Source organism: Egibacteraceae bacterium (genome assembly GCA_040905805.1).
Taxonomy (GTDB): domain Bacteria; phylum Actinomycetota; class Nitriliruptoria; order Euzebyales; family Egibacteraceae; genus DATLGH01.
In genome coordinates this window covers 5,266-16,593 of sequence record JBBDQS010000019.1, presented here as the reverse complement: position 1 = coordinate 16,593, position 11,328 = coordinate 5,266, and the positions used below count along the sequence as shown (strand labels likewise).

The following is an 11,328-nucleotide window of genomic DNA, read 5'->3' as shown; positions in this document are numbered from 1 at the left end:
CCCACACCCGGCACAGCAGAGAATCGTCCTCGCAGGCTCGGAGCGATTCACGTCTCAGTCCCCGCGGTAGCGCTCGAGCATGGTGCGGGCGCGGGCGGCGACAGCGGTCCGCAGGCCGGCGGGCTCCACCACGGTCGCGCCGCCACCGAGCGAGATCACCAGCCGGGTGATCCACTCCCGGCTCCCGGACCGCAGCGTGACCCGCCGGACGTGGTCGTGCTCGCTGACGTCCTCGACCACCGCCCACTCGGTCACCCACCAGGCGTCCGGACCGAGATCGAGCACGACCCGCTCGTCGTCTGGTCCGGGCTCGTACACGGGCGTCGTCGCGCCGACCGGATGCTCCGCCGGGTCGGCGACCTCGGCGGTGACCGCGAGCTCGCGGATGCGGTCCAGGCGAAACGCCCGCGGCGCCCGGGCCATCCGGCAGTACCCCTGCAGGTACCACGCGCCGAGCGACCCGGTCAGGCTCCACGGCTCCACGTCGCGTTCGGTGACCTCGGCGCGCGACCCCGAGCGGTAGGTCATGCGCACCACCTGGCGCGCCTCCACGGCCTCCCGCAGGGCGGCGAGGTGCTCGTCGCCGGGGGCGCCGAGGTCGACGGTGATGCGGGGGTCGGCCTCGGTGTCGCCGCCCTCCCCCGCCGCGGCGCCGATCAGCCCGGTGAGCGTCGCCTCGGCGCGCCGCAGGGCCGCTGACTCCGCAAGCCCGGCGACGCCGGTCATCGTCCGGGCGGCAAGGAGCAGGGTCAGGGCCTCGCGCAGGCTCAGCCGCAGCGGCCGCCGGAAGAAGTCGGCCATCCGCACGAGCACCCGATCCCCCACGATCGAGGCCTCGACGAGGTCGCCGCCGCCGTAGCCGGGAAGCCCGCAGTAGCCGAGGATGTCGAGGTCGGACGCCAGCTGGTCCCGGGACACCGCGAAGCGCTGACAGACCTCCTCCACGGGGGTCCCGGGATGGTCCAGGAGCCAGGGCACCATCGTGAGGATGCGCTCCAGGCGCTCCAGCGTGCCTGCTGGGCGGCTCAAGGCGGATCCCCGAGCACCGCTTGGAGGCGCTCCACGATGCCGGCACGCAGCTCGGGGGGGCCGCAGACCTCCACCTGGTCGCCGAGCTCCAGGATCCAGCGGGCGAACTCGTCGGGGTCGCTCACCGCCACCGTGTAGGCCGTCCAGCCATCCTCCAGGGGCCGGCCGCCGCCCCGTGCGCGGCGTGCGACGACCCACGCGACCTCGGGCGCGGCGGTGACCTCGGCGGTGCGGGGACCGCCCGGGGGAGGCGGCGGCACGACGTCGTCGACGCCGACCGTCGGCGGTGGCGGGAAGGCGCCTGGCTCCCCGGCCGTGGTGACCGGTCCGGTGATGCGGTCCAGACGAAACGCCCGGCGCTCGGCCCGCCCGTGGTCGTGACCGACGAGGTACCAACGTCCGCGACGGTGCACCAGGGCGTGGGGGTCGACGGTCCGCTGCGACTCCTCGCGCCCGGGCGGCCGGTACCGGAAGCACACCGGCGTGCGGGTGAGCTGGGCGGTCAGCAGTACGTCGCGGTGCGGCGGCGCCGCCGACGTCACGCCGACCGGTGGCCGCCCGGGGCCGGTCATCCCGGTGGGCTGCCCGGCGTCGACCTCGAGCTTCAGCAGTCCCGGTCCGCCCTCGTCGCGCAGCCCCGTCGCCTCCAGGGCGAGCGCCAGGGCGGTCAGCTCCTCGGCGTCCAGCTGGACCGCCGGCAGGTCGTAGCGACGGGGGTCGATGCGGTAGCCCTGCACGTCGCTCAACCGGTCGACCCGTGCCGTCTCGAGCGGCACGCCCAACGCCCGCAGGTCGGCCTTGTCGCGCTCGAACATGCGCCGGAACGCGCCGTGGTCGGACTGCCCGTAGCCGGCTACCCGCCGGCGCACGTCTTCGATCGCCATCGGACGGCGCGTCTCCCGCAGCGCGATCACGAGGTTGATCAGCCGCTCCAGCCGGTCCGACATGTGCTTGAGGCTACCGGTGCTCGAGGCTATCGGCGATGCCCCGCTCTGACCCTCACCCAGGCCACCAGGCCGTCGTGACGCACCGCCGCGGCCACGACGAGCAGCACGGCGGGCAGCGTGACGGACGCCAGGCCCAGGGCGAGCGAGGTCCGGGCTGCGGTGAGGAACACGACGGCGCCCACGACGGCCCCGCCAACCGTCGACGCACCGCCCACGAACGGGATCGCGAGGTAGGCCACTGCGGTCGTCGGGGAGAACTCCATCGGGCTCGGGACCCCGTGGTGCAGCAGGGCGGTCAGGTACCCGGCCGCACCGGCCAGACTCCCCGAGAGGGCGACGCCGGCGACCCACCAGCGCTGGGGTTCCTCGGTGCCGTCGTCCGCGCCGATCCCCGCGAGGTGGCGCCCGGGCGTGCGCAGCCGCAGACGGGCCACGCCGGCACAGGCGGCGATCACCACCGCGAGGCCGACGAGGTAGACCACCCGGTCGTCGGTCAGGTCCAGGCCGAAGAGCCCGGAGGGGGTGACCGGACGGAACAGTCGCGGCATGACCAGCACGCCCGCCACGGTGAGGACGAGGGACGTGACCGGCAGCCACCGGCGCGGGTTGGCGGATGCCGGGGCGAGCGCCAGGAGACCCGCGGCCGCACCGGCGACGAGGGCGGCGGCCAAGCCCAGGCCCGGGCGTCCCCCACCGATCAGCACGACCGTCGCACCCGCGCCGGCGACCGCTGCCGCGGGCGCGAAGAGGGCCATCACCCGCAGCCATCCGACGGTCACGGTCAGGGACAGGCCGACCAGCACGAGCGCCAGGACCTGGGAGGCGGTGCGCCACGCGGCGGGCCCGGCGAGCACGAACGGCCAGGCGATGGCGAGCACCACCCCGGCGACCAGAGCCCGCCGCCGGCGCAGGCCGGCCGGCAGGGGGCCGTCGGGCGCGTCGGCGCTCATGGCCCGGTCACCGGCGCCGGCGTGCCGGGACGGTCGTCCCATGCCAGGATCACGCTCACGAGGAGGACCGCGACGGCGGGCAGCATCACGATGGCCCCGGTGGGGTCGAGCACGCGGGCGAGGGTCTCGGCAACCCCCAGGGCCAGCCCTGCTGCTGCCGCCCGCCACGTGCTGCCTCGTCCGGCGAGGCCCGCGGCGCTGGCTCGGATCGCCAGACCGACCGGGTCCGCGGCGGCGAGGACGGCGCCCCGGGCCCCCGCGTCTCCGGCCACGAGCGCCCCGCCCCCGAGCACCGCCGCACCCGCCAGCGCCGCCCCGGCGGCGGCCCACCGACGGGCGGCAAGGCGCTCGCCCGTCGCGGGCGGGGTCCGGGACGAGGCGAGGAGCCACACCGCCGCGCCGCCCAGCGCCAGCGCTGCCAGCCCTCCGGGCAGCCCGGGCCAACCGCCGAGCACCGGGACCCCGCTGGGCAGCACCGCTGCGCTGAGCGGGGGGTAGACCGCCGGGGCCGCGCCCACCGGCACGAGCAGCCCGACGGTCGCGACCGCGGCGCCGAGCACCGCGACGTCGGCGGTCACCGCCGGGCGGCCCGGCACGCTGCGCACCCGGGCGTCCAGGAACCATGCCAGGCGACCGACGGCTGCGCCGGCCAGGAGCACCAGCGCCACGATGGCCCACGACGGTACCGTCGCCAGCCGACCCCCGAGGGTGACCGCCACCCCGGCCACGGCGCCGACCCCGAGGTGCGGGAGTCCCCCGCCGCCGGCGCGGAGGCTCCACGCGCCGGCGATCGCGAGCACCCCGCCCAGGGCGAGCCCGTGCGCAACGTGGGTCGCAACCGTCTCGCTCACGAAGGCGCATGGTACGGGGCCGCGCCCAGATCATCAGGGACGGCGTGGAGGCGCTAGCGTATTGGGTGTGAGTTTGGGGTCCCTGGAACGCGTGCCGCGCCTGCGACCGGCGCAAGGATGGGCCGGCGACAGCGACCCCTCGAACCTGGCGACGGTGGCCGTGCGGCTGAGCGCGCTCGCGGGGGCAGGCCTGCTGGGGATCATCGCGATCGTGGCCCTGGTCGCCCTCGGGATGGTCCCGGCGCTGCGCAGCGCCGCCGGCGCGGTGGAGATCGACCTCTCCACGGGCACGGCCGAGGCGCTGCCGGACCTGGACCAGCGCTCCATCGTGTATGCCGCCGACGGCTCCGTCCTGGCGGTGCTGCACGACGAGGTGGACCGCCGGGTGGTGGCCCTGGAGGAGGTCCCAGCGCACGTGCGCCAGGCGGTCATCACGGCGGAGGACCGCAAGTTCTACGAGCACCCCGGCTATGACGTCGAGGGCATCGGCCGGGCCTTCGTGGCCAACGCCCGCGCCCGCAGCGTCACCCAGGGCGGCTCCACCCTGACCCAGCAGCTGGCGAAGGCCAACTTCGTCGGCGGCGACCAGACGGTGCAGCGCAAGATCGACGAGCTGCTGCACGCCGTCGCCCTGGAGCGGCGCTTCAGCAAGGACTGGCTGCTGGAGCGCTACCTCAACCAGGTGTACTTCGGCTCGGGGGCGTACGGTATCGCCGCGGCAGCCGAGGAGTACTTCCAGGTCGACCCCGAGAACCTGACCGTCGAGCAGGCGGCGCTGCTGGCGGGCATGATCCAGGCACCGAGCGACCTGGACCCCCGGCGCAACCCGGCCGGGGCGCTGGCCCGACGCAACCGGGTCCTCGCGGGCATGGCCGAGGAGGGCTACCTGCCCCTCGACGAGGTCGAGCCGCGTCAGGCCGTTCCGGTGATCGTCGTCGAGAACATCCCGAGGACCAGTTCGCAGCCCTACTTCGTGGAGGCGGTCAAGGACGAGTTCTTCCGCACCTCGGCCTTCGGCGAGGACCGCCAGGACCGCATCGACCGGCTGTTCAACGGGGGGCTGGCGATCCACACCACCCTGGATCCGCGCATGCAGGCGATCGCCAGCGACGTGGTCAAGAACCAGTTCCCAGAGGCCGGAGGCCCGACCGGCGCGATCGCGGCCGTGGATCCCCGCAACGGCAGGATCATGGCCCTCCACGGGGGCTCGGACTTCACGACCCAGCAGTTCGACGTCGCCCGCCTGGGCCGTCGCCAGCCCGGCAGCGCCTTCAAGCCATTCGTGTACGCCGCCGCCCTGGAGGAGGGGTTCCCGTCGTCCATGACCCTGCAGGGCCGCAGCCCCGCTTACTTCGACGACGTCCCGGGCTGGTCCCGCGAGGACAACGGGGTGCGCAACTACGGCAACTCCAGCTACGGGCGCCTGGACATGCGCGAGGCGCTGGTGCGCAGCGCGAACACCGCCGCCGCCCAGCTGATGCTCCTCGTGGGCACCGGCCCCGTCCTCGACCTCTCCGCGCGCATGGGCATCGACGTGGAGGCGATGACCCAGGGCGTCCACAACCCCTCGATCGCGCTTGGCGGCGCGACTCGGGGCGTCACACCCCTGGAGATGGCCTCGGCGTTCGGCACGTTCGCCAACGACGGCAACTACCTGCCGCCCCACGTCATCGACCACGTCAAGGACGCGGCCGGCAACGAGGTGTACGTCGCCGAGACCCGACCCGAGCGGGCCCTGGAGCCCGAGGTCTCCGAGGTGATCGTCGACATCATGCAGGACGTCGTCAGCCGCGGGACGGGCACCAGGGCGCGCCTGTCGGGGTGGGAGCCGATGGGCAAGACCGGCACCACCCAGAACAACAACGACGCCTGGTTCGTCGGCAGCGTCCCGGTGCTGTCGACCGCGGTCTGGATGGGCCACGTCGGCCGCAACGTCCCCATGCGCGGGGTCACCGGCGGGTCGGTGCCCGCCACCATGTGGCGGGAGTTCATGGCCGCGGCACTCGAGGGGGTCGAGCCGGTCGCGTTCGTGCACAGCGGTGGCGGGGCGGAGGCACTCGAGGTACGGGCTGAGCTCGATGTCCCAGACCTGCGCCGCATGGACGAGGCGGAGGCGCTCGCGGAGCTCACCGAGCTCCAGCTCGTGGGCCGGGTCAGCTCGGTGGCGTCGAGCTCCCCGGCCGGGACGGTGGTGTGGCAGAGCCCGCGGGAGGGGGCCACGGTGACGAAGGGGGCCACGGTCACGCTGGGGGTGTCCACAGGCCGGCCCCCGCGCCCGCCCCCGCGTCCGGAGCCCTCGCCGGACCCGTCCGAGGACGAGCCGGACTCGTCTGGCGCCCCCGGGGACGCGCCGACGGTGCGGGGCTCGCCGGGCCCGCCCGACGCGCCGCTGGCACCCCCTCCGCCCCGGGAGTCGCGGCCGCCGCCCGAAGCGGGTCTGCCGACGCCCGGCGGGGCCGGCTGAGCCCGCTCGCGCGACGGCGACACGGCGCTACATCGAGGCGATGAGCTTGTCGACGCGGTCGTCCTCGTAACGGAACGGGTCCTTGCACAGCACGGTGCGCTGCGCCTGGTCGTTCAGCTTGAGGTGCACCCAGTCGACGGTGAAGTCCCGGCGCTTGCGCTTGGCCTGGCGGATGAACTCCCCCCGCAGGCGTGCCCGGGTGGTCTGGGGCGGGGTCGTGCGGGCGACGTCGATCTCGGCGTCGGTGACGATCCGGTCGACCTTGTCGCGCCGCTGCAGCAGGTAATACAGACCGCGCGAGCGGTTGACGTCGTGGTACTGCAGGTCGACCATGCCGACCCGTGGGTGGGACAGCGGCAGCTCGTGGCGGCGCCGGTAGTCCTCGATGAGGTTGTGCTTGGCGACCCAGTCGCACTCCCGGCTGAGCTTCAGGGGGTCGTCGTTCAGCGCCTGCAGCACACGCCCCCACTCGGCGAGGACCTTCTCGGTCTCGGGGTCAGACCCGGTGTGCTGGATGAACTGCGACACGCGTTCGAAGTACTCCTGCTGGATCTCCAGGGCGTTCATCTCCCGGCCTCCGGCCAGCTTGACCCGCCGGCGGCAGGTGATGTCGTGGCTGATCTCCCGGATGGCCCGGATGGGGTTGTCCAGGGTGAGGTCGCGCATGATCGCGCCACCCTCGACCATCCGCAGGACCAGGTCGGCGGTCGCGACCTTGAGCCACACGGCGTACTCGCTCATGTTCGAGTCGCCCACGATCACGTGCAGGCGGCGGTACCGCTCGGCGTCGGCGTGGGGCTCGTCGCGGGAGTTGATGATCGGACGGCTGCGGGTCGTCGCCGACGACAGGCCCTCCCAGATGTGCTCAGCGCGCTGGGAGATCGAGTAGACCGCGCCGCGGGGCGTCTGCAGGACCTTCCCCGCTCCCGCGAAGATCTGTCGCGACACCAGGAACGGGATGAGCGTGTCGGCGAGCTTCTGGAACTCCCCCACCCGCGTCACGAGGTAGTTCTCGTGGCTGCCGTAGGAGTTGCCGGCCGAGTCCGTGTTGTTCTTGAACAGGTAGATCTCGCCGGCGATGCCCTCCTCGTGCAGGCGGTGCTCCGCCTGATCCACGAGGCCCTCGAGGATGCGCTCGCCGGCCTTGTCGTGCACGACCGCGCCGTACACCGAGTCGCATTCGGGTGTCGCGTACTCCGGATGGCTGCCCACGTCGAGGTACAACCGGGCGCCGTTCTCGAGGAAGACGTTGGAGGACCGTCCCCACGAGACCACCCGACGGAACAGGTAGCGCGCCACCTCGTCGGGGGACAGACGGCGCTGCCCCCGGAACGTGCAGGTGACGCCGTACTCGACCTCGAGCCCGAAGATCCGGCGTTCCATCTAACGACTCGTCTCTGCGGGCATTGGGAATGGCGCCTTCCCTGGAGGAAGGCCAGTGTAGGGGCCCCAGCATCCCATGGCGGTGCTGCGCGACCGCCACACCACGTCAGCCCAGGGCAGCGGCGACCTCGGCGGGCGACAGCCGGAAGAACTTGCGTCGCCCCCGGTCACGGTCGAGCCCCGCGACCTCCAGCGTGGTGGGCTCGATCTCGCGTTCCTCGGCGCTGGCAAGGGCCTGCTGGGCGGCGCGCAGCGCGGCGTCGCGGTCCATGCCCTCGCGGTAGGCCGCACCCAGCGCGCTGCCGATCGCGTCGGCGTTGCCGCCGATGGCGACGTAGTCGGCCTCGTCGGTGATCGAGCCGTCGAACAGGATGTGGTACATCTCCAGCGCCTGGCCCCGGCTGGTCCCGGCCTCGCGGTCGGCCACCTCGGCGACCAGCAGCTCGACCTCGAAGGGCTTGGCGCCCTCGGTGAACGCCCGACCGAGGAAGTTGGCGTAGACGTTGGCCAACGACCGTCCGGTGACGTCCTCCCGGGCGTACTGGTACCCCCGGACGTCGGCGAGCTGGATCCCCTGGACGCGCAGCTGGTCGAACTCGCTGTAGCGGCCCACCGCGGCGAACGCGACGCGGTCGTAGAGCTCGCTGACCTTGTGCAGGGTTGCGGAGGGGTTCTCGGCGACGAACAGCACCCCGCTCGCGTAGGCGACCGCGACCACGGAACGACCGCGGCTGATGCCCTTGCGGGCGTAGTCCGCCCGGTCCTTCATCAGCTGCTCGGGCGAGACGTACGGCATCGGCATCGACACGGCGATGCGCTCCTCTCGGGATCGCTCCACGGTGGGTGGTCGGCCGGGCGGCCGGATGGTGCGGCCAGCCGGCGTCGCCCGACCAGCCAGCGAGTCTAGACGTCGCGGCGGTCGCCGATGACGTGCTGCACGCGCGCCGCCACCGCGTCGCTTGGGATCTCGCGGTAGCCGTCGGCGTCGATGACCGCCACCAGCGGGTAGATCCCCCGCACGAGGTCGGGGCCACCGGTCGCCGAGTCCTCGTCCGCGGCGTCCCACAGGGCCTCGATGGCCATGTCGATGGCGGCCTCCCCGTCCAGGTCCGTGCGGTAGCGGGCCTTGAGGCTCCCCCGGGCGTCGCGGCCGCCGGAGCCCTGCGTGGCGAACCGGCGCTCCTCGTACCGGCCGCCGGCCGCGTCGAACTCGTAGATGCATGAGCGGCTCAGGCGCGGGTCGTAGCCGCCGAACAGGGGCACGACGACGAAGCCCTGCATGGCCATGGGCAGGTTCGCGCGCACCATCTGCGCCAGCTTGTTCGCCTTGCCCTCCAGCGACAGCGGTCCGCCCTCGACCTTCTCGTAGTGCTCCAGCTCGGTGGCGAAGAGCTTGGCCAGCTCCATGGCCGGGCCCGCGGCGCCCGAGATACCCACCGCCGACCACGCGTCGGCTTCGAAGACCTTGCGCATGTCGCGCTTGGAGATCACGTTGCCCGCGGTGGCCCGACGGTCGCCGGCCATGACCACACCGCTGTCATAGGTCAGCGCGAGCACGGTGGTGCCATCGACGTGGAGGGGCGATGCGTGGTCCCCGCCGGCGTCCCAGGTGGCCGCCGAGAGCTCGGGTGCCCGCCGTCGCAGCATCGCGGAGAAGCTCGGTCCCGACAGGTCGAAGGGGTCCTGGCCGGCCCAGCCGGACTGGAGCTCAGGTGGGATCCTCATCGCCGGGGCCGACGCGGCACGCTACTGCCCGCCCTTCTGGACGTAGTTCTTGACGAACTCCTCCGCGTTCTCCTCGAGGACCTCGTCGATGTCGTCCAGCAGCTCGTCGACCTCGGAGGTGTCGACCGACTCGGCGGTCTCCTCCGAGGGCGCGGTGCTCTCCTCGTCCTGCTTCGGTCGTGACCGACGAACCTGTCCACCCTCGCTCATGGTGGTCTCCTCATCGTGTGTCCGGGGACTGCTGCCCTCGTGCCCGAGTGTAGCGAGCGGGGCCTGCGCCGTTCAGCCCGGTCGCTCAGCCCTGGAGCGCCTCGAGGAGCTCCGCTGCGGTGTCGCAGCGGTCGATCAGTGCCTCGGTGGTCGCCCGCCCCCCGCGTGCGGGGTCCATCATCGGCACCCGCTGCAGCGTGTCCTGGCCGACGTCGAAGATGATCGAGTCCCAGCCGGCTGCCGCCACCTGGTCCCGGTACTTCTCCAGGCACCGTCCCCGGAAGTAGGCGCGTGTGTCCTCGGGCGGGTGGGTCACGGCGCGGACGATCTCGGCTTCGTCGAGCATGCGCTCGATCCGCCCCCTGGCCGCCAACCGGTTGTACAGACCCTTGTCCTGGCGCACGTCGTGGTACTGCAGATCGATCAGCTTGAGCTTGTCGGATGCCCACTCCAGCCCGTCGCGCTCCCGGTAGCGCTGCAGCAGGCAGTACTTCGTCACCCAGTCCACGACCCCGTCGAGGGTGGTGGGGTCGTCCTCCAGCGCTGTCAGGACCCGTTCCCAGACCGCCAGCACGTCGGGACCCCAGGCCGGGGCGTCGTCGACGTCCTCGCAGTACTTCCTGGCATATTGCAGGTAGTGCCACTGCACCTCGATGGGCGTGGCGTGGCGTCCGTCGGCGAGGGTGATCGGGCGCGCGCAGGTGAGGTCGTGGGAGACCGCACGCAGCGACGCGACCGGCTCGGCGACAGCCGGCGGGTCGGGCAGGAACCCGTCTTCGATCATCAGCAGCACCAGGGACGCCGACCCGAGCTTGAGGTAGGTGCACACCTCGCTCATGTTGGCGTCCCCGATGATCACGTGCAGGCGCCGGAAGCGGTCGGGGTCGGCGTGGGGCTCGTCACGGGTGTTGACGATCGGACGCTTGAGCGTGGTCTCCAGGCCCACCTCGACCTCGAAGAAGTCGGACCGCTGGGAGATCTGGTACCCGACGTCGTCGAGCCCGAACTCGTTGCCGATCCGCCCCGCCCCGACCATCACCTGGCGGGTGACGAAGAACGGGGTGATCTGGCGCACCACCTCGCCGAACGGCACGGCGCGGTCGACGATGTAGTTCTCGTGCATCCCGTACGCGGCGCCCTTGCCGTCCGTGTTGTTCTTGCTGATGACGATGCGGCCGGGCCCGCCGGGCAGGACCTGCGCCCCGCGGGCGGCGGCCACCTCGAGGATGCGCTCGCCGGCCTTGTCCCACACGACCGCGTCACGAGGGTTCGAGCACTCGGGCGAGGAGTACTCGGGGTGCGCGTGGTCGACGTAGAAGCGCGCGCCGTTGATCAGGATCGAGTTGGCCAGGCCGATGTCGTCCTCCGGTGGCGGCTCGTGCGCGCCCGGCTGGGTGAACCCGCGCGCGTCTCGCAGCGGGTTCTCCTCCTCGTAGTCCCACCGCGCCCGCGGGCGCCCGTCGGCGGCGTAGGCGTTGACGATCAGCGACGAGGCCAGGACCGGGTTGAAGTCCGGCCTGCCGACCACCGAGATGCCGTACTCGGTCTCGGTTCCCAGGTACTTCGTGATCGCCACGTGTGGCGGCCTTCCTGAAGGGTGCGCATCCAGGGTAGCCGCCCACCGGCCTGCGACGTCCGGTTCGAACCCGCTTGGGAGGTGGTCGCGTGGCCGGGCCACTTGCCCGGGCGCGTCGCCGGGCCAGTGCGCCCCTTTGGAGGTGGTCGCGTGGCCGGGCCACTTGCCCGGGCGCGTCGCCGGGCCAGTGCGC

10 protein-coding genes are annotated in these 11,328 nt (G+C 72.9%); 1 reads left to right on the top strand and 9 read right to left on the bottom strand.

The features are described 5' to 3' along the window. Positions 1-54 precede the first annotated feature (54 nt). The 4 genes from WD250_03555 to WD250_03540 are packed head-to-tail and all read right to left on the bottom strand — an operon-like array spanning position 55 to position 3,777. Positions 55-1,029, bottom strand: coding sequence for a WYL domain-containing protein (locus WD250_03555; protein ID MEX2619275.1), 975 nt, complete (start codon positions 1,027-1,029; stop codon positions 55-57). Beyond that, complete coding sequence (locus tag WD250_03550) at positions 1,026-1,976, bottom strand: WYL domain-containing protein (GenBank protein MEX2619274.1); 951 nt, start codon at positions 1,974-1,976, stop codon at positions 1,026-1,028. Before WD250_03550 ends, WD250_03555 begins: the two co-directional genes overlap by 4 nt. Positions 1,977-2,002: 26 nt before the next feature. Beyond that, the gene (locus WD250_03545) at positions 2,003-2,968 is read right to left on the bottom strand and encodes a hypothetical protein (protein ID MEX2619273.1); all 966 of its coding nucleotides are present in this window, start codon (positions 2,966-2,968) and stop codon (positions 2,003-2,005) included. Next, a complete protein-coding gene (locus tag WD250_03540; GenBank protein ID MEX2619272.1) occupies positions 2,923-3,777 on the bottom strand; it encodes a hypothetical protein in 855 nt (284 codons plus the stop codon). Before WD250_03540 ends, WD250_03545 begins: the two co-directional genes overlap by 46 nt. 67 nt (positions 3,778-3,844) lie before the next feature. Between WD250_03540 and WD250_03535 the strand changes: the two genes are divergently transcribed. Then, positions 3,845-6,241, top strand: a complete 2,397-nt coding sequence (locus WD250_03535; GenBank protein ID MEX2619271.1) for a transglycosylase domain-containing protein — start codon at positions 3,845-3,847, stop codon at positions 6,239-6,241. A gap of 27 nt (positions 6,242-6,268) precedes the next feature. Here WD250_03535 and pafA read toward each other — a convergent pair whose 3' ends face one another. From pafA to dop, 5 genes are all read right to left on the bottom strand, one after another. Further along, the gene (gene pafA / locus WD250_03530; protein ID MEX2619270.1) at positions 6,269-7,624 is read right to left on the bottom strand and encodes a Pup--protein ligase; all 1,356 of its coding nucleotides are present in this window, start codon (positions 7,622-7,624) and stop codon (positions 6,269-6,271) included. Positions 7,625-7,730: 106 nt separating this feature from the next. Continuing rightward, entirely contained in the window at positions 7,731-8,462 is a 732-nt protein-coding gene (gene prcA / locus WD250_03525) for a proteasome subunit alpha (protein ID MEX2619269.1), read from the bottom strand. Positions 8,463-8,527: 65 nt separating this feature from the next. After that, entirely contained in the window at positions 8,528-9,349 is an 822-nt protein-coding gene (gene prcB, locus WD250_03520; GenBank protein MEX2619268.1) for a proteasome subunit beta, read from the bottom strand. Positions 9,350-9,370: 21 nt separating this feature from the next. Next, entirely contained in the window at positions 9,371-9,559 is a 189-nt protein-coding gene (locus WD250_03515) for a ubiquitin-like protein Pup (protein ID MEX2619267.1), read from the bottom strand. A gap of 85 nt (positions 9,560-9,644) precedes the next feature. Further along, entirely contained in the window at positions 9,645-11,135 is a 1,491-nt protein-coding gene (gene dop / locus WD250_03510; protein MEX2619266.1) for a depupylase/deamidase Dop, read from the bottom strand. Between the last annotated feature and the right edge of the window lie 193 nt (positions 11,136-11,328).